Origin of the sequence: Citreimonas sp., from assembly GCF_042096055.1 — a bacterium.
In the GTDB taxonomy this organism is placed as follows: Bacteria; Pseudomonadota; Alphaproteobacteria; order Rhodobacterales; family Rhodobacteraceae; genus Citreimonas.
This window is the reverse complement of the sequence record NZ_JBELMH010000021.1, coordinates 1-16,947: the sequence shown is the minus strand read 5'-3', so window position 1 is coordinate 16,947 and position 16,947 is coordinate 1. Positions and strand designations below refer to the sequence as shown.

The window sequence follows — 16,947 nt, the reverse complement described above, 5'->3', positions numbered from 1 at the left end:
CGCATGGCCGAGACGACGCACCCCACCGGCGCGGGAAGCGCGCAGGCGCTCGATGCGCTGGCCGCCCAACGCGGGCGCGAGGCGCGGCGCACGCGGGCGCTTCTGCTCGCACCGGCGCTGACGATCCTGCTCTTCGCCGCCTCGGGGCCGTTGCTGATCGTGCTCACCTACTCTTTTCTGACGCCCGGCGACTACGGCGGCATCGTCTGGGACTTCTCGCTCAAGGCGTGGTTCAACGTCTTCGCCCAGCGCGATTTCTTCACGCAGGAGATCGAGCTGGCCGACGCGCATCTCGAGATCATCTGGCGGTCGATCAAGCTGTCGCTGATGACCACGATCCTGTGCCTCGTGATCGGCTTTCCCACGGCTTACTTCATCGCGACCCGGCCTCGCCGGACCCGCGATCTGTGGATGCTGCTGATCATCATCCCGTTCTGGACCAACCTGCTAATCCGCACCTTCGCGATCATGGAGCTGATCCGCAACGAGGGGACGATCAACACGGTGCTGATGGGCATCGGGATCATCGACGCCCCGATCCAGATGATGTTCACCGAGTTCTCGTTGCTGCTGGGCATGGCCTACGTCTACCTGCCGCTGATGGTGCTGCCGGTCTACGCCTCGATGGAGCGGTTCGACTTCAGCCTGGTCGAGGCCGGCTACGACCTTTACGCCACGCGGCTGCAGGTGCTGCGGCGCATTATCCTGCCGATCGTCAAGCCGGGGATCGTCGCCGGTTCGATCCTGGTCTTCGTGCCCTGCCTAGGCGCCTACGTGACGCCGCGGGTGCTGGGCGGCGGCAAGAACATGATGCTGGGCAACTTCATCGAGCTTCAGTTCGGCCAGGGCCGCAACTGGCCGCTGGGGGCCGCGCTGTCGCTGACGCTGCTCGTGATCGTCATGGTGGCGCTGGTCTTCTACGTCCGCACGGTCGGGCGCGAGGAGGTGCGCGGCCATGGCTAGGGGGCGCGGGTTCGACGTGCGGCGGCAGCCCGGCTTCGCCACCATCGCGCTGGCGTGCTTCGTCATGCTGTACCTGCCGATCATCCTGCTGGTGGTGTTCTCGTTCAACGCCTCGCAGTCGATCGGCGCATGGGAGGGATTCTCGCTGCGCTGGTACGTCTCGGCCGCCGGAAACGAGCAGGTCCAGCAGGCGACGCTGCGCTCGCTGCTGATCGCGACGGCGGCGGCGACGCTGGCGACGGTCGCTGCGGTGGGCGCGGCACTGGCGACCACGCGCACCAGACCGTGGCGCGGCCAGACGGCGGTGTTCGCGCTGGTCAACCAGCCGCTGATGGTCCCCGAGATCGTGACCGCCGTGGCGCTGCTGATCTTCTTTTCGATGATCAAGGTCGCGACGGGCTATACCGGCCTTTGGTACCTGATCGTCGCGCATACCGCGTTCTGCATCCCCTTCGCCTTCCTGCCGATCCGCGCGCGGCTGCAGGGGATGGACCTGACGCTGGAACAGGCCGCCGCGGATCTCTACGCGCGGCCGTGGCAGGCCTTTCGGCGGATCACGCTGCCGCAGCTCTGGCCCGGCATCCTTGCCGGCGGGATGCTGGCCTTCGTGATCTCGCTCGACGACGTGGTCATCACCGAGTTCGTCAAGTCCGCCGGGCAGGACACGCTGCCCACTTACATGCTGGGCCAGCTGCGCCGGAACGTGACGCCCGAGATCAACGCGATCTCGACGGTGTTGCTGGCGGTCTCGATCGTGCTGGTCGCCGGCTTCTACTTCCTCAGCAAAACCAGAAAATGACAGGAGAGGTATCCCGATGAAACGCCTATTGCTGACCGGTGCCGCGCTTGCGGTGGCGTCCCCTGCCCTCGCGCAGGAGCTCAACCTCTACAACTGGGGCAATTACACCAGCCCCGAGATGATCGAGAAGTTCGAGGCCGAGACCGGCATCGACGTGACGATCACCGACTACGACAGCAACGACACTGCGCTGGCCAAGATCCAGGCCGGCGGGCACGGCTTCGACATGGTCGTGCCGTCGTCGACCTTCGTGCCGATCTTCATCGGCGAGGGCCTGCTGATGGAGGCGCGCCCCGACCAGATGGAGAACTTCGCGCACGTCGCCGACCGCTGGCGCGACCCCGAGTTCGATCCCGGCCGCCGCTACACCGTGCCGTGGCAGTGGGGCACCGTGGGCATGTCGGTCAACAAGACCGATTACGACGGCGACATCAACACCGCCGCGATCTTCCTCGACCCGCCGGACGAACTGAAGGGCAAGATCAACGTCCTGCCCGAGATGGTCGACGTGATGTCGCTGGCGATCTACTACCACGGCGGCGAGCAGTGCACCCAGGACCGTGAGGTTCTGTCCGAGGTCCGCGACACGCTGATCGCAGCCAAGCCGCACTGGCTGTCGATCGACTACGGCACTGTCGAGAAGATGGCGAACGAGGACATCGCCGCCTCGACCAACTGGAACGGCGCCTCGATGCGCTCGCGGCTGCAGAACGAGGACATCGCCTACGGCTACCCGGTGACGGGCTACCCGGTCTGGTCGGACAACCTGGCGATCCTCGCGGACGCGCAGAACGTGGAGGAGGCGAAGACCTTCATGAACTTCGTGATGGACCCCGAGAACGCGGCCATGCTGTCGAACTTCGCCCGCTACGCGAACGGGATCGCCGGGTCCGAGGAATACCTCGACGAGGTCATGGCCTCGGCGCCCGAGATCAACGTGCCCGAGCAATTCGCGGACGCCGGCGTCGACGCCAAGACCTGCCCGCCCGAGGCGATGCAGATCTACCGCGCGATCTGGACCGAGGTGCTGCAGTAGGCGTTCCGGGCCGGGGCGCGCGCCGCCCCGGCCGACCACGTATTTCGGGGTGTCCCATCGTGGGACACGCCCCCGGCCAAGAAAAATCAATGGGTTACAGAGACGGATTCATGTCCCGTTAACGAACCCGCCCTCTCATCCCCCTTTCCCGGACCCGACATTCCATGACCGACGCGCCCGATCTCGTCATCCTGAACGGCAGGCTGATCACCTTCGACGACGCCATGCCCAGGGCCGAGGCGATCGCACTCAGCGGCGGCACGATCGCCGCGGTGGGCAGCACGGCCGAGATCCGCGGCCTCGCGGGACCGGCGACGCGGGTGTTCGACGCGCAGGGCAAGACCGTGCTGCCAGGGTTCATCGACAGCCACGTGCACCTGTTCGGCGGGTCGGTCGAGCTCGACTACCTCAACCTCTACGGCGTGCAGGGACTCGACGCGATGACCGAGGCCGTGCGCGCCGAGGCCGCGCGCCGGCCCGAGGACCGCGTCGTCTTTGCCGTGATGGCGTCCTACGACATCCTGGGCACCGGGCGCGGCGTGACGCGGCAGGACCTGGACGCGGTGCTGCCCGACCGGCCCTTCGCGATGTTCGCGCCCGACCACCACACGATCTGGGCCAACACGAAGGCGCTGGAGCTGGGCGGCATCCTGCGCGGCGGCGAGACGGATTCCGGCTCGACCATCGTGATGGGCGACGACGGCACCGCCACGGGCGAGCTGCTGGAGCCCGGCGCCTACCGCCACGTGCTGCGCCACACCCGCTATGGCGGCCGCGACATGGAGGGGCTGGTATCCGGCCGCGACCCCGAGCCGCTGCCCGGCGACGTCGACCGGGCGCGCGACCGCGACGCCATCGCCGCCGGCCTGCGACATTGCGCCAGCCACGGGATCACCGGGCTGCACAACATGGACGGCAACTTCTACACCGGCGAGCTGCTGCAGGAGCTGGACGCCGAGGGCAAGCTGCTGTGCCGGACCGAGGTGCCGTTCCACCTCAAGGGCTTCGACTCGCTCGACCGTCTGGACGAAGCCGCCGAGATGCGCCGCCGCTTCGATTCCGACAAGGTCTGGTGCCGGCGGGTGAAGATGTTCATGGACGGGGTGGTCGAAAGCCGCACCGCGCTGATGCTGCGCCCCTACACCGGCACGGATCACGTGGGCGATCCGGTTTTCACGCCCGAGGATTTCAATCAGGCCTGCATCCGCGCCGACGCGATGGGGATGCAGATCGCCACGCACGCGATCGGCGACCTGGCGATCCGCCGCACGCTGGATGGCTACGAGGCCGCGCGCAAGGCGAACGGCGCGCGCGACAGCCGCCACCGGGTCGAGCATATCGAGGTGCTGCACCCCGACGACCTGCCGCGCTTTGCGGCGCTGGACGTGGTCGCGTCGATCCAGCCGGGCCATTCGCCGCGCGGACACATCTTTCCGGCCGACGGCATGGAGGCGGTCATGCACCGCGACCAGATGCCCATGGCCTTCGCCTGGCAGACGATCCGGGACAGCGGGGCGCGGGTGTGCTTCTCGACCGACTGGCCGGTGATCCAGGTCGACGTGATGGACAGCGTGAAGGCGGCTGTGGCGCCGCTGGACCTGCCCGAGCCGTGGACCGACCAGCGCCAGACGCTGATGGACACGCTGCGCAGCTACACCGCCGACAACGCCTGGGTCGAGTTCTCCGAGGATCGCAAGGGCCGGCTGCGCGCGGGCATGATGGCCGACGTGGTGGTGATGGACCACGACCTCGAGTCGATGGCGCCCGAGGCGCTGAACACCGCGCGCGCGGCGCTGACGGTGATGGGGGGCGCGGTCACCTGGGAGGCGTAGGGCGGGCGCCGGTTCAGGACAGCGCGAGCCAAGCGAGGATCAGCGCGCCGCCCGCGCCGGCGTAGAGCAGGCAGGGCCGGACCGTCTCGGCCAGCACCGCGCCCTCGCGTCCCGTCAGACCGACGGTGGCGCAGCCGGCGATGATGTTGTGCGGCGCGGTTATGTTGCCGATGGCCGAGCCGTAGCCCTGCGCCGCGACCAGCGTCGCGGGCGGCAGGCCCAAGCGCTCGGCCGTCGAGACCTGCAGTTCGGTGAACAGGATGTTCGACGAGGTGGCCGAGCCGGTGATGAAGCTGCCCAGCACGCCGACGAAGGGCGCCAGAAGCGGCCAGATCGCCCCCGCGCCGGCCGCCGCTGATGCCAGGCTGCGGATCATGTCGGCATGCACCATCAGCCGCGACAGGGTCAGCATGACCAGCAGCGCCAGCGCCACGGGCAGAAGCCGGCGCAGCGCGGTGGCCAGCGCGCCGGGCAGCAGCGCTGCGCGCCCGGTGCCGAGCGCGCCCAGCAGCAGGCCGGCCATCAGCAGCGTGCCCGGATGGGTAAGCGGCTGGACGGTGCCGGCATAGCCGCCGGGCAGGCTCCACGACAGCGTCAGGCCCGAGAGCGCGTCCTGCAGCGGCGGGATCAGGCGCGTGGCGAGCACCAGCGCGAGGATCAGGGCGTAGGGGGCGAGGTCTGCGGGCAGCCCCGCGCCGGACGCCGCGCGCGCCTGCCCGCGCCGCAGCACCGCCACGAAGACGGCCGCGCCGATCAGCGCCCCGCCGAGGGTGGGCAGTTCGGGGCCCACCAGCGCGGCCAGCAGGACCGACGGCAGCAGGACGCAGGCGGCGGCGAAGGCGGTCCAGCCGACGTCGCGGCCGGTCAGGGGGGCATCGTCCGCCAGCCGGACCATCGCCAGCAGCAGCAGCGGGGCGACAAGCGCGTGCAGCACCGCGATCTGCACGGCGATGTCGCGCGCGGGCAGGCCCGAGACCGCGACCTGCGCCAGCACCGGCGTGCCGACCGCGCCGAAGGACACGCCCGCCGCGTGGCCCAGCAGGGCCAGCACGACCGCGCGCACCGGGGCGTAGCCCAGCCCCACCAGCAGCGGCGCGGCCAGCGCCACCGGCGTGCCGAAGCCGGCCGCACCCTCCATGAACAACCCGAAGAACCAGGCGATCAGGATGGCCTGCAGGCGGCGATCGTCGGTCAGCGCGGCCAGGCCATCGCGGATGCGGGCGATGGCGCCCGAGGCCTTCTGGAACTCGAAGAGCGCGAGCGCCGGCAGGATGATCCACAGGATCGTCGCGGTGGTGAACGCCGCCTCGGCCGCGACGCCGGTGGCCATGGGCGCGATGCCGTCGGCCGGGCGGAACACGGCTGCGGCCAGCAGCGCCGCCACGGCCAGCCCCGCCGCGCCCGACACGATGGCCGAACGGCGCAGCAGCACCATGCCGACCAGGATCACGCCCAGCGGGGTCGCTGCCAGCACCGCGTTCATGGCTCAGCCCGCCGCCGGCGCCGGCACCGGATGGACCGGCGCGCCGTCGCGCGCGAAGGCGGCGATGTTGTCCAGCGTGGTGCGCGCGATGGCGGTCAGCGCCTCGTGCGTGAAGAAGCCCTGGTGCCCGGTGACCAGCACGTTGGGGAAGGTCAGCAGGCGCGCGAAGACGTCGTCGCGGATGAAGCTTTGCGACAGGTCCTCGAAGAAGAGGTCGGCCTCCTCCTCGTAGACGTCGAGGCCGACGCTGCCGATGGTGCCGGATTTCAGCCCCGCGATCAGCGCGGCGGTGTCGATGACCGCGCCGCGGCTGGTGTTGACGACCATCACGCCCGGCTTCATCCGCGCGATCGCGTCGGCGTCGATCAGGTGGCGCGTCTGCGGCGTGAGCGGGCATTGCATTGTGACGATGTCGCTGTGGCCCAGCAGGTCGTCGAGGTCGGTGTAGCGCACGCCGAGGTTTAGGCAGTAAGGGTTCCGGTCAGGGTCCGTGGCGAGGATCGTGCAGCCGAAGCCGGTGAGGATGCGCGCCACGATGCCGCCGATCTGTCCGGTGCCGACGATGCCGACGGTCTTGCCGTGCAGGTCGAAGCCCAGCAGCCCGTCGAGGGCGAAGTTGCCCTCGCGCACGCGGTTGTAGGCGCGGTGCAGCTTGCGGTTGAGGGTGAGGATCAGCGCGATCGTGTGCTCGGCCACGGCGTGGGGCGAATAGGCGGGCACGCGGCCGACGGCGATGCCGTGCTCGGCCGCGGCGCCCAGATCGACGTGGTTGAACCCGGCCGAGCGCAGCGCGACCAGTCGGACGCCGAGGCGGGCGAGTTCGGCGATCACGTCCGCGCCGAGGTCGTCGTTGACGAAGGCGCAGACCGCGTCGCTGCCGCGGGCGAGCGCCGCGGTGTCGGCCGTCAGGCGCATCTCGAGGAAGACGAGGTCGTGGGCGCCGTCGTTCGCGGACCGCAGGTAGTCCTCGTCATAGGGCTTGGTGCTGAAAACCGTCACGCGCATGGGGTCTCCGTCGCTGGACTGGCCAAATCGTCGGTGCCTTGCGGGCATCACGCCCCAAGGGTTAGCGCGTCCGGCGCGTCGGCGACAGTCCTTCGCGGGGGGCCGCGGGCTCAGGCGTCGGCGATGATCAGGATCTCGGCCGTCACGCAGACCGCGTTGGCGCCGGGGGCCAGCCGGCCCGCCATGCCGCGCCCGTCGAAGCCGACCGAAGCCACGTCGAGCGTGACCGCGTCGTCCTGCAGGCGGCCGCCCACGATCAGGATCTCGGTCGCGTAGCTGTCGAGGGTGCGGCCATCGGCGAAGGCGGTGCCGACGAGGCTGCCGATCCCCTCGATCCGGGCGGCGGTGATGCCGCGATCGCGCGCGAAGGCCAGCAGCGCGGCGCGGATATCCTGGTTGGGGCGCAGGCTCAGAAGGTGGGCGTTGGCGGTGTCGCCGCCCGGCCGGGCTTCGGGCTGGAACAGGGTGAAGGCGGTCTCGGCGTCGGGCGACGCCACCAGCCCGGCGGAGTGCAGGCCCCAGCCGGTGATCGTGCAGTCGGCGTCGAGGATCGTGTCGTCGCAGAGCAGGTGGCCGCAATCGGGCTGATCGGGGGTGCCCTGCCAGTTGCCGTGGCAATGCAGGAAGGCCCGGCCGTCACGCAGGCCCAGATGGGCGCCGGCGTGGCGCAGGGTGACGCCCCCGGGCGCGCGGTGGGTGTCGCTGTACCACGCCGCGTGGCCGTCGCCCGGCGCCGGGGCGGGCGTGACGAAGGTCAGCGGCCGGACCGCCGCGCCGTCGAGGCGCAGGTAGCCGAACGCGAAGCCCGCGCCGGCCAGCGCGTCGGTCGCGGCGGCCGACAGGCTCTGGCCAGCCGGCAGGGTGACACGCAGCGGGACGGCATTGCAGGCCAGCGCGCGGACACGCTCGGGCGCGGGCGCGCCGGGGTGGTCGATCCGGCGCATCCGGGCGGTCATCGCTCGGCCGCCGGCAATTCGCCTCGGGCTTCCAGCGTCTCGCGGATGATCTTCTTGGTGATCTTGCCGTAGGCGGACTTGGGCAGCGCGTCCCACAGCACCGCGTGGCGCGGCTGCTTGTAGCGCGCGATCTGCGGTGCGAGCCAGGCGAGCAGGTCGTCGGTGTCGGGCTGCGCCCCGGCGCGGGGCACGCAGACGGCCATGCCGACCTCGCCCCAGACGGGATCGGGCACGCCCAGCACGGCGACCTCGGTCAGGTCGGGATGCTGGAGCAGCTTCTCCTCGATCTCGCGCGGGTAGATGTTCGAGCCGCCCGAGATGTACATGTCCGACGCGCGGCCCGTCAGGTAGACGAAGCCCTCGGCGTCCATGTGGCCCAGGTCGCCGGTCAGGAACCAGCCGTCGCGGAAGCTCTTGGCGTTGGCCTCGGGGTTGTCGAAGTAGCCGGCGAAGACGGCGGGGCCGATCACGGCGATCTCGCCCGTCTTGCCCGTGGCGACCTCGTCTCCGCGGTCGTTCTGGATCTGCACCTGCATGCCGGTGCGCGCGAAGCCGCACGAGCCGATGCGCATGCGGTCGTCGTCGCGGTGGTGATGCGCGGGCGGCAACACGGTGATGTTGCCGGTCACCTCGCCCAGCCCGAAATACTGCACCAGCACCGGCCCCAGCTTTTCCAGCGCCAGCCGCTGGTCGGCGCGGTACATCGGCGCGCCGGCATAGATGACGTAGCGCAGGCTGGAATGGTCGTGCGCGTCGACCGAGGGGTGTTCGACCAGCAGCTTCACGATGGTGGGCACGGTGAACATGTTGGTGACGCGCCAGCGGTCGACCAGCGACCAGACCTGGTCGGGGTCGAATTTCTCGCCCGCGGGCAGGATCGTCTTTACCCCGTGCGCGACCTGCGCCAGCTGGTGGATGCCCGCGCCGTGCGACAGGGGCGCGACCACAAGCGAGGCGTCCTCGGGGCCGGTGCCGGGCATCAGGTCGCACAGGTGGTTGGTGACGACGAAGGCGAGCTGGCCGTGGGTCAGCACGGCGGCCTTGGGTTTGCCCGTCGTGCCGGAGGTGAAGAAGAACCACGCCGGATCGTCGCGCAGCACGGCGACGGGCGCGGGGGCCTGCCCGCGGTGGCGGTCGATCAGCGCCTCGTAATCCGGACCGATGAGGATCGTCGCGTCGACATGGTCGGCGCAGGCGGCCGCGTGGTCGGGGAATTGCGCGCCGCAGAGCAGCAGCTTTGCCCCCGACGAGCCGGCCAGCCAGCCGAGATCCTCGGGCGAGAGGCGGAAGTTCGCGGGCACCCAGACGGCGCCGACGCGCCAGCAGGCGAACATCGCCTCGAACATCTGGTTGCAGTTGGACGACTGCACCAGCACGCGGTCGCCCTTGCCGATGCCGTGGTCGCGTACCAGCGCGCTCGCGAAGGCGGCCGAGCGGGCCTCGATCTCGGCCCAGGTCCAGGTGTCGTCGCCCCAGACGAAGCCGATGGCGTCGGGGTGGCGCCGCGCGCTTTCGCCCAGCAGGTGCGACAGGTTCATGACCCGGGTCGAGACCGGCACGATGCCCTGCGACAGGTCCTGCCTCATTTCACGCGCTCCAGGATCGAGACGTAGTTGGCCACGGCCGCGCCGCCCATGTTGAACACGCCCGCCAGCTGCGCGCCGGGGATCTGCATGCCCTCGGCCTGGTCCATCAGCTGCATCGCGGCCATGACGTGCATCGACACGCCGGTGGCGCCGATCGGGTGACCCTTGGATTTCAGCCCGCCCGACGGGTTGACCGGAAGCCGCCCGTCCTTGCGCGTGACGCCGTCGCGGATGACGCGGTGCCCCTGCCCCGCCTCGGCAAGGCCCATCGCCTCGTATTCCAGCATCTCGGCGATGGTGAAGCAGTCATGCGTCTCGACGAGGTCGAGGTCGTCGAGCGTGATCCCGGCCTCGGCGCGGGCCTTGTCCCACGCCATGCGCGCGCCGCGGAATTCCAGCACGTCGCGGCGCGACAGGGCCATGATGTCGTTGGCCTGCGTGCGGGCGCGGAAGGCGATGGCGCGCTGCATGTCGGCGGCGGTGTCGGCATCGGCCAGCACGAGCACCGCGGCGCCGTCCGAGACGAGCGAGCAATCGGTGCGCCGCAGCGGGCCCGCGACGCGCGGGTTGCGGTCGGACACGGTGTTGCAGAACGCCACGCCCACGTCCTTGCGCATGTGGGCGTAAGGATTGGCCATGCCGTTGGCGTGGTTCTTGGCGGCGATCATCGCCAGCTCCTCGGACCGGTCGCCGTGGCGCTGGAAGTAGTTCTGCGCGATCTGCCCGAAGAGGCCGGCGAAGCCGCCCTCGACGCCCGCCTCCTCGGGGCGGTAGCTGGCGCCCAGCAGGATGTCGCCGATCTCGGCGCCCGGGGTGGCGGTCATCTTCTCGGCGCCGACGACCAGCGCGATGCGGCCGCGCCCGGCCTCGATGAAGTCCATCGCGCCGTGCAGCGCGGCCGAGCCGGTGGCGCAGGCGTTCTCGAACCGCACGGCGGGGGTGTGGTCGAGACCCTCGGTGCCCATGGCGACCAGCGCGCCCTGGAAATCCTGGCGCGAGAAGCCGTTGTTGAACACGCCGACGAAGATGCCGTCGACATCCGTCGCGCCGATGCCGGCATGGGCCAGCGCGTCGGCCACGGCGGCGGCCATCAGGCTTTCGGTGTCGGGGTGGTCGGACTTGCCGAAGGGCGTGTGGCCCCAGCCCACGATCTGCGCAGCTGTCATCGTCTGGTTCCTTCATCCTGGGTTTCCGGGGCGGCCCCCGCGGCGAGGCGGCGCTCGACGACGCGCGCCTCGTCCTTCAGCGCGCGGACGAGGTCGTCGCGGCGCGGGTGTTTCATGCGGCTTTCCACCGCCGCGAGCGAGAGCGCGCCCACGAGCTGCCCGTGCGGGCCGCGCAAGGCGACGCCGAGGCCCCACGAATCCTCGAAGATGAGGCCGGGGTTCAGCGCGACGCCGCTGTCGCGCGTCTCGGCCAGCAGCGCGCGCAGGCTGTCGCGCGACAGGCGCGGGTAGTTGGCCTCCATCTCGGCGCGGTTGGCGTCCATCACGGCCTCGGCCTCGTCCTCGGGCAGGGCGGCGAGCATCGCGAGCGAGCCCGCGCCCACGCCCAGCGGGTGGTGCGCGCCGGGCATCAGCGCGTAGGTGCGGATCGGGTGGTCGCCGTCCTCGCGGTGCAGGCAGGCGGCGTGCAGCCCGCGGCGGACCGAGACGAAGGCGGCATCGCCGGTCTCGCGCGCGAGGCGCCGCAGGCTGTCGATCGCCTGCGGCAGCAGCCCGTGGCGGTTCTGCGCCAGCAGGCCCAGCAGGTAGGCCTCTTCGCCCAGATGGTAGGTGCGGCTTTCGCCGGCCTGCTCGACCAGCCCGGCGCGCATCAGCGCCAGAAGCAGGCGGCGCACGGTCGCCTTGTGCAGGCCGGTGTGGTCCACGATGGCCGACAGCGACAGGCCCGCGCCCGAGTGGCGCCCGATCAGCGACACCAGCGACAGCGCGCGATCGACGCTCTGCGCGCCGGCACTGGGCAATGTCGCCTCGTGTTTCATAATGTGGACCGCCCTTGCGGCGTCGACCGCGCTGAGAATTCCCGTTTCAACGGATTTTGGTTTTCACGAAGGCGCTTTGCAAGTTTTTCTTGCAATTGGAAAACCGCAAGGTCCACTATTTGGAAAATATCGAAACGGTCGGGCATGTCAGCCCGAACCGGTCCAGGAGGAGGAAGGACAATGGCTTTTTCACGCATCACGGGCACCGCGCTGGCGGCGGGCCTGGCGGTCACGCTCGGGCTCGGCGCGGCATCGGCCGAGACGCTGCGCCTGTCGCACAACACCGGTGACACGACGACCTGGCACCAGGGCGCCGAGCGCTTCGCCGAACTGATCGCCGAACGCACCGACGACGCGATCACCGTGCGGGTGTTCCCCAACGCGCAGCTGTCGGGCGGCGACCAGATGCGCCAGGCAGAGATGGTCGGCCGCGGCGCGCTGGACCTGGTGGTGACCTCGGCGATCAACGTGACGCCGCTGGTGCCGGAAATGGCCGTGTTCTCGCTGCCCTACCTCTACGGCAACTACGACGAGGTCGACGCGACCACCCAAGGCGCACCGGGCGAGATGCTGTCGGAGATCCTGCTCGACCGCGGGATCGTCGTGCTGGCCTGGGGCGAGAACGGCTTTCGCGAGGTGACCAACAACACCCGCGAGATCCGCAGCCCCGAGGACATGCGCGGCCTCAACATGCGCGTCGCGGGCCCGATGTACATCGACGTGATGAACGAGCTGGGCGCCAACCCGCAGCAGATGCAGTGGGGCGAGACCATGTCGGCGCTGCAGCAGGGCGTGGTCGACGGGCAGGAGAACCCGATCGGCGCGGTGATCATCCCGCAGCAGGTCTACGAGGTGCAGGATTACCTGACCGCCTGGCACTATTCCTACGACCCGATCTTCCTCGGCATCTCGAAGGAGAAGTGGGACAGCTACGACGCCGAGACGCAGGCCACGCTGCGCGAGACCGCGCAGGAGGCGATGGCCTACCAGCGCGAGATCACCCGCCAGGGCACGGCCGAGGGCATCGACTTCCTGCGCGAGAAGGGCATGCAGGTCTACGAGCCGACCGCCGAAGAGCTCGCCGCCTTCCGCGAGGCGACGCAGCCCGCCTTCGACAAGTGGGCCGAGCGCGTCGGCCCCGAGATCGTCGGCGCTTTCCAGGACGCCATCGTCGCCACGAAGTAAGGCGCGACACCGACGCCCGTGGTCCCGGCCGGGACCACGGGCTTTTTCTTGCGGGGGGACGGGACGATGCTACGCTTGCTGCTGCGCGACTTCGAGAAGATCGTCTGCGCGATCCTGTTCCTGTCGATGACGCTGCTGGGCTTCACCAACGTGGTGATCCGCTACGGCACCGATCTGTCCTTTGCCGCGAGCGAGGAACTGCTGGTCAACGGCTTCCTGCTGCTGACCGTCTTCGGCGCCGCCATCGCCGCCCGGCGGGGCGAGCACCTGGCCGTGACGATGGTGCACGACCTGCTGCCGCGCGTGCTGTGGCGGCCGGTCCTGCTGCTGTCGATCCTGCTGTCCGTGGCGCTGCTGGCGATGTCGGCGTGGTTCTCGTGGGAGGCGATGATGAACATCAAGCGCGCGGGCATGCGGTCCTACGGGCTGGGCCTGCCGGCGTGGTACTACCAGGCCGCCCTGCCCTTCGGCTTCGCGCTGATCATCGTGCGCTACCTGCAGCACGCAAGCGAAGTCCTGCACGCCGGGCCCGACGCGCGGATCGACCATGTTTGAGGCGATCGGCATCACCGGAGCGGGCACGCAGATGATCGTCGTGTTCTTCCTGCTGATGGCGGTGCGCGTGCCGGTCGCCTTCGCGCTGGGGCTGTCGGCGCTGTACGCGATGTGGAAGATCGGCTTCGGGCTGGAGCTGGCGGGCGACCTGATCGCCACGGGGATCACCAAGTTCTCGCTTCTGGCGATCCCGTTCTTCATCCTGGCGGGCACGCTGATGGGCAGCCTCGGCATCGCCGAGCGCATGATCCGCTTCTTCCGCGTCGCCGTGGGCGGATTGCCCGGCGGCATGGGCATGGTGGGCACGGTGGTGTGCCTGTTCTGGGGTGCGGTCAGCGGCTCGGGGCCCGCATCCGTCGCCGCGATCGGTCCGATGATCATCAAGGGGATGGAGGAGGACGGCTATGACCGCGCCTTCGCCGCCGGGCTGGTGGTCACGGGGGCGGCGTTCTCGATCGTCATCCCGCCGTCGATCGGGCTGGTGATCTACGGCGTGATCGCCGAGACGTCGATCTCGCAGCTGTTCATCGCGGCGATCATTCCGGGCGTCTTCATGGCGCTGACGATGGTGGCGGTGCTGCCGCTGGCGCGCCGGCGGCCGGTCGCGGCCGGCAGTTCGGCGCTCGGCGCGCTGAGCCCCGACCCGTATGCGGCGACGCCGCGGCGCGTGGCGCTGTGGCGGTCGTTCCGCGAAAGCTTCTGGGGGCTGATGACGCCGGTCGTCATCCTGGGCGGCATCTATTCGGGCATCTTCACGCCGACCGAGGCGGCCATCGTCGCCACGGTCTACGCGCTGCTAGTGGGCGCGCTGGCCTACCGGACGCTGACGCTGCAGCGCCTCTACGACGCGCTCGGCTCGGCGGCGGCGTCGTCGGCCGTGGTGATGCTGATCGTGGCCTATGCCAGCCTGTTCGGCTGGGTGGTCACGATCGACGACCTCGTCGGCAGCTACTCCACCGCCCTGCTCGAGCTGAGCGACGACGGCTGGGTGATCCTGCTGATCGTCATGGTCATCCTGCTGGTCGCGGGCATGTTCATGGACCCGGTGACGGTGATGTTCATCGCGCTGCCGATCTTCCTGCCGGTGGCGCGCGAGATGGGCTGGGACCCGGTGTGGTTCGGCGTGCTGGTGATGGTCAACCTGGCCATCGGGCTGATCACGCCACCGGTGGGGATCAACCTCTACGTCGCGGCGAACGTCACGAAGCTGAGTATCGAGCGGGTGGCGCGCGGCACCCTGCCCTTCCTGATCGCGAGCCTGGTCGGCATCACCGTGGTCGCGGCGGTCCCGCAGATGTCGCAGGTCCTGGTGGAGTGGCTGCGCTGAAATGGCCTACCGAGGACCGGTGCGCGCTTCGGCCAGCGCGCGCAGGACGGGGTCGAGCCCGCTCCAGCCGCGCGGCCGCCAGCCCAGCGCCTCGATCCTGTCGGTCCGCATCGCGTTGGGGATGGTTTCGGCGGCCTCGGGCAGCACACCATCAAGGCCGGTGATCGCGGCGTAGCGCGTCAGCAGCGCGCGGCGGTCGAGGAGGATGTCGGACAGGCAGACCGTTTCCGGCAGCCTGTCGGCGGGAAGGCCAAGCAGAAGCGCGACGGCGGCCGCGAGGTCGTCCGCGTGCAGCTCGGTGCCTGCGCGGGGCGCGATCGGCGCGCCTTCGTGGAAAGCGTCGAGCAGCGCGTCCCACTTGTGCGGCAGGCCGGGGATCGGCGGGCCGTAGATGCCTGTCGCCCGCAGGCTTGTCCCCTCGACCCCGTCCAGCGCGGCAAGCGCCTGCTCGGCTTCGAATTTCGCGTCGCCATAGAGCGTGTCGGGCCGTGGCGGCAGCGCCTCGTCCAGCGGCGTGCCGGGCGGCCAGCCGCCGTATACCGCGCGCGAGGACAGGAACAGCACGCGGGCCACGCCCTGCGCGCGGGCGGCGTCGAACAGGCGCAGCGTTCCGTCGCGGTTCAGCCGGAGAAAGCCGTCGGGGTCGTCGCCCTCGCCGCCGCGGTAGCGGCCGGGGACGTGGGAAAAGGCGGCGTGCACCAGCGCGTCGATGCCCGACAGGTCCGGCGCGGGATCGCCCAGCGCGTAGGCGCGGTGGGGCGCGGGCAGGCGCGACGGCGCGCGGCCCAGCGTCACCACCCCGTACCCCCGATCCAGAAGATGCGTCGCGATCCAGTGGCCGACCTGACCGGTCGCGCCGGTGACGCCGACGGTGGTCATACGGCGCGGGGCTGGGCGGCGGCCTCGGGTCCGGGCAGATCGCCCAGCGCGGGCACAGGGCCGTCGCCCTCGAACGCGTGCCAGAGCGCGATCAGCGGCGCCAGCGCCTGCGCCTTGGGGTGCGGGTCCTGCCAGGGCTTTTCGTACTGGAAGTGCAGCACGCGGACCTGCGCCCAGCTCCAGAGCGCGGGCATGTTCATCCAGACGTATTGCAGCAGGTTGTCGAAGACCGGCAGCCCGTGCCAGTCGGGAAAGAAGTCCTGCAGGAAGGTCTGGTCGGTGCGCCGCCAGAACGCGCCCGGCGCGTCGAGCCGGTCGAGCATCGTGGCGAAGGTGCCCGCGTCGGGCCGCGCGGTGAAGACGCCCGAGTTCAGCCGGTGGAAATCGCCGAGGCTTTCGTAGACGTTCGGCGCCGCCGAGAACTCGGGGTAGTCGAACAGCCGGTCGATGTTCCGCAGCACCAGCGTGTCGGCGTCGAGGAACACGACGCGGTCGTAGTCGAGCTGCCACAGCCGCAGCTTGGCGAAATTGTCGAGCGGCGTGTGGAACGGCGGCTTGTCGCCCTTCGTGAAGGGCGCCGCGCGGTGCAGAGCCTCGCGGGCGTGGGCCTGCGCGAAGGCGCGCGACGTGGGCAGCAGGTCGACCTCGACCAGCCGCGCGCCGCGGGCGCGCAGCGTGTCCAGCGAGGCTGCGGGCACGGCCGCGGTGTGCAGCACCACGCGGTCGGCCGTCGTGCCCGTCAGCGCCAGCGAGCGCAGCAGGGCCGCCGCGCCGCGCGCGAAATCGGCGTTGGTCACCAGCGTGACGTAGGCGCGTTCGCCGCGCGCCGGGCTTTCGGGGCGCAGGCCGTCGGTCATGACACCGATTTCAGCCGCTTGCCCTCGGGGTCACGCTCGACCGAGGCGCTGAGCTCGCGGGTCCAGCCGGACACCGCCGGCACGCGGCTGCGGTCGATGCGGTGCTTGTACTTGCGCGCGATCTCGACCACCTCGTCGAGCAGCCCGGCCTGAAGCGTCGTCGGCTCGAGCCCCAGCGCCAGGAACTTGGCGTTCTCGACGATCAGGTCGTTCTCGGGCGCTTCCTTGCGCGGGTTGGGCAGGTAGGCGACCTTGGCGTCGGTCAGCCCGGCGACCATCTCGGCCAGGTCGCGGACGCGGTGGGTCTCGGTCATCTGGTTGAAGATCTCGACCCGGTCGCCCTTGGCGGGCGGGCTGTTCAGCGCCAGCTCGATGCAGCGCACGCTGTCGCGGATGTGGATGAAGGCGCGAGTCTGCCCGCCGGTGCCGTGCACGGTCAGCGGATAGCCGATCGCCGCCTGGATCAGGAAGCGGTTGAGCACCGTGCCGTAATCGCCGTC

17 protein-coding genes are annotated in these 16,947 nt (G+C 70.3%); 7 read left to right on the top strand and 10 right to left on the bottom strand.

The window, feature by feature from the left end:
• The first annotated feature begins 3 nt into the window (after positions 1–3).
• From ACFDTC_RS06960 to ACFDTC_RS06945, 4 genes are all read left to right on the top strand, one after another.
• The gene (locus tag ACFDTC_RS06960) at positions 4–963 is read left to right on the top strand and encodes an ABC transporter permease (RefSeq protein WP_375258160.1); all 960 of its coding nucleotides are present in this window, start codon (positions 4–6) and stop codon (positions 961–963) included.
• The gene (locus ACFDTC_RS06955; protein WP_375258159.1) at positions 956–1,762 is read left to right on the top strand and encodes an ABC transporter permease; all 807 of its coding nucleotides are present in this window, start codon (positions 956–958) and stop codon (positions 1,760–1,762) included. Before ACFDTC_RS06960 ends, ACFDTC_RS06955 begins: the two co-directional genes overlap by 8 nt.
• Positions 1,763–1,778: 16 nt before the next feature.
• Positions 1,779–2,798 carry an extracellular solute-binding protein gene (locus ACFDTC_RS06950; protein WP_375258158.1) on the top strand — a complete coding sequence of 340 codons (1,020 nt, stop codon included), beginning with the start codon at positions 1,779–1,781 and terminating at the stop codon, positions 2,796–2,798.
• A 164-nt stretch (positions 2,799–2,962) separates the two neighbouring features.
• Positions 2,963–4,630 (top strand): amidohydrolase, encoded by a 1,668-nt coding sequence (locus ACFDTC_RS06945; RefSeq protein WP_375258157.1) that lies wholly within the window; start codon positions 2,963–2,965, stop codon positions 4,628–4,630.
• A 13-nt stretch (positions 4,631–4,643) separates the two neighbouring features.
• Here ACFDTC_RS06945 and ACFDTC_RS06940 read toward each other — a convergent pair whose 3' ends face one another.
• The 7 genes from ACFDTC_RS06940 to ACFDTC_RS06910 form a co-directional block, all read right to left on the bottom strand.
• Positions 4,644–6,113 carry an L-lactate permease gene (locus ACFDTC_RS06940; RefSeq protein WP_375258156.1) on the bottom strand — a complete coding sequence of 490 codons (1,470 nt, stop codon included), beginning with the start codon at positions 6,111–6,113 and terminating at the stop codon, positions 4,644–4,646.
• 3 nt (positions 6,114–6,116) lie between these two features.
• Positions 6,117–7,118 carry a 2-hydroxyacid dehydrogenase gene (locus ACFDTC_RS06935; protein WP_375258155.1) on the bottom strand — a complete coding sequence of 334 codons (1,002 nt, stop codon included), beginning with the start codon at positions 7,116–7,118 and terminating at the stop codon, positions 6,117–6,119.
• Positions 7,119–7,228: 110 nt separating this feature from the next.
• A complete protein-coding gene (locus tag ACFDTC_RS06930) occupies positions 7,229–8,074 on the bottom strand; it encodes a PCC domain-containing protein (RefSeq protein WP_375258154.1) in 846 nt (281 codons plus the stop codon).
• Positions 8,071–9,660, bottom strand: coding sequence for an acyl-CoA synthetase (locus ACFDTC_RS06925; protein WP_375258153.1), 1,590 nt, complete (start codon positions 9,658–9,660; stop codon positions 8,071–8,073). Before ACFDTC_RS06925 ends, ACFDTC_RS06930 begins: the two co-directional genes overlap by 4 nt.
• A complete protein-coding gene (locus ACFDTC_RS06920; RefSeq protein ID WP_375258152.1) occupies positions 9,657–10,826 on the bottom strand; it encodes an acetyl-CoA acetyltransferase in 1,170 nt (389 codons plus the stop codon). Before ACFDTC_RS06920 ends, ACFDTC_RS06925 begins: the two co-directional genes overlap by 4 nt.
• A complete protein-coding gene (locus tag ACFDTC_RS06915) occupies positions 10,823–11,644 on the bottom strand; it encodes an IclR family transcriptional regulator (RefSeq protein ID WP_375258151.1) in 822 nt (273 codons plus the stop codon). Before ACFDTC_RS06915 ends, ACFDTC_RS06920 begins: the two co-directional genes overlap by 4 nt.
• The gene (locus tag ACFDTC_RS06910; protein WP_375258150.1) at positions 11,641–11,790 is read right to left on the bottom strand and encodes a hypothetical protein; all 150 of its coding nucleotides are present in this window, start codon (positions 11,788–11,790) and stop codon (positions 11,641–11,643) included. The genes ACFDTC_RS06915 and ACFDTC_RS06910 overlap by 4 nt, the downstream gene beginning before the upstream one ends.
• Before the next feature lie 34 nt (positions 11,791–11,824).
• Between ACFDTC_RS06910 and ACFDTC_RS06905 the strand changes: the two genes are divergently transcribed.
• The 3 genes from ACFDTC_RS06905 (at position 11,825) to ACFDTC_RS06895 (ending at position 14,711) form a co-directional block, all read left to right on the top strand.
• Positions 11,825–12,829, top strand: a complete 1,005-nt coding sequence (locus ACFDTC_RS06905; RefSeq protein WP_375258149.1) for a DctP family TRAP transporter solute-binding subunit — start codon at positions 11,825–11,827, stop codon at positions 12,827–12,829.
• 66 nt (positions 12,830–12,895) lie between these two features.
• Entirely contained in the window at positions 12,896–13,384 is a 489-nt protein-coding gene (locus ACFDTC_RS06900) for a TRAP transporter small permease (RefSeq protein WP_375258148.1), read from the top strand.
• Complete coding sequence (locus ACFDTC_RS06895; RefSeq protein ID WP_375258147.1) at positions 13,377–14,711, top strand: TRAP transporter large permease; 1,335 nt, start codon at positions 13,377–13,379, stop codon at positions 14,709–14,711. Before ACFDTC_RS06900 ends, ACFDTC_RS06895 begins: the two co-directional genes overlap by 8 nt.
• A gap of 6 nt (positions 14,712–14,717) precedes the next feature.
• Here the strand turns inward: ACFDTC_RS06895 and ACFDTC_RS06890 are convergent, their stop codons facing one another.
• The 3 genes from ACFDTC_RS06890 to ACFDTC_RS06880 form a co-directional block, all read right to left on the bottom strand.
• The gene (locus tag ACFDTC_RS06890) at positions 14,718–15,590 is read right to left on the bottom strand and encodes an NAD-dependent epimerase/dehydratase family protein (RefSeq protein ID WP_375258146.1); all 873 of its coding nucleotides are present in this window, start codon (positions 15,588–15,590) and stop codon (positions 14,718–14,720) included.
• On the bottom strand, positions 15,587–16,447 hold the full coding sequence (locus tag ACFDTC_RS06885) for a glycosyltransferase (RefSeq protein ID WP_375258145.1): 861 nt from the start codon (positions 16,445–16,447) through the stop codon (positions 15,587–15,589). The genes ACFDTC_RS06890 and ACFDTC_RS06885 overlap by 4 nt, the downstream gene beginning before the upstream one ends.
• A partial coding sequence (locus ACFDTC_RS06880; RefSeq protein ID WP_375258144.1) for an NAD-dependent epimerase/dehydratase family protein occupies positions 16,444–16,947 on the bottom strand: 504 nt, incomplete at its 5' end. The genes ACFDTC_RS06880 and ACFDTC_RS06885, both read right to left, overlap by 4 nt.

Excerpts from the sequence above, each read along its gene's own strand:
- ACFDTC_RS06960 (WP_375258160.1), top strand. The coding sequence starts at position 4 with ATGGCCGAGACGACGCACCCCACCGGCGCGGGAAGCGCGCAGGCGCTC.
- ACFDTC_RS06955 (WP_375258159.1), top strand. The coding sequence starts at position 956 with ATGGCTAGGGGGCGCGGGTTCGACGTGCGGCGGCAGCCCGGCTTCGCC.
- ACFDTC_RS06950 (WP_375258158.1), top strand. The coding sequence starts at position 1,779 with ATGAAACGCCTATTGCTGACCGGTGCCGCGCTTGCGGTGGCGTCCCCT.
- ACFDTC_RS06945 (WP_375258157.1), top strand. The coding sequence starts at position 2,963 with ATGACCGACGCGCCCGATCTCGTCATCCTGAACGGCAGGCTGATCACC.
- ACFDTC_RS06940 (WP_375258156.1), bottom strand. The coding sequence starts at position 6,113 with ATGAACGCGGTGCTGGCAGCGACCCCGCTGGGCGTGATCCTGGTCGGC.
- ACFDTC_RS06935 (WP_375258155.1), bottom strand. The coding sequence starts at position 7,118 with ATGCGCGTGACGGTTTTCAGCACCAAGCCCTATGACGAGGACTACCTG.
- ACFDTC_RS06930 (WP_375258154.1), bottom strand. The coding sequence starts at position 8,074 with ATGACCGCCCGGATGCGCCGGATCGACCACCCCGGCGCGCCCGCGCCC.
- ACFDTC_RS06925 (WP_375258153.1), bottom strand. The coding sequence starts at position 9,660 with ATGAGGCAGGACCTGTCGCAGGGCATCGTGCCGGTCTCGACCCGGGTC.
- ACFDTC_RS06920 (WP_375258152.1), bottom strand. The coding sequence starts at position 10,826 with ATGACAGCTGCGCAGATCGTGGGCTGGGGCCACACGCCCTTCGGCAAG.
- ACFDTC_RS06915 (WP_375258151.1), bottom strand. The coding sequence starts at position 11,644 with ATGAAACACGAGGCGACATTGCCCAGTGCCGGCGCGCAGAGCGTCGAT.
- ACFDTC_RS06910 (WP_375258150.1), bottom strand. The coding sequence starts at position 11,790 with ATGCCCGACCGTTTCGATATTTTCCAAATAGTGGACCTTGCGGTTTTC.
- ACFDTC_RS06905 (WP_375258149.1), top strand. The coding sequence starts at position 11,825 with ATGGCTTTTTCACGCATCACGGGCACCGCGCTGGCGGCGGGCCTGGCG.
- ACFDTC_RS06900 (WP_375258148.1), top strand. The coding sequence starts at position 12,896 with ATGCTACGCTTGCTGCTGCGCGACTTCGAGAAGATCGTCTGCGCGATC.
- ACFDTC_RS06895 (WP_375258147.1), top strand. The coding sequence starts at position 13,377 with ATGTTTGAGGCGATCGGCATCACCGGAGCGGGCACGCAGATGATCGTC.
- ACFDTC_RS06890 (WP_375258146.1), bottom strand. The coding sequence starts at position 15,590 with ATGACCACCGTCGGCGTCACCGGCGCGACCGGTCAGGTCGGCCACTGG.
- ACFDTC_RS06885 (WP_375258145.1), bottom strand. The coding sequence starts at position 16,447 with ATGACCGACGGCCTGCGCCCCGAAAGCCCGGCGCGCGGCGAACGCGCC.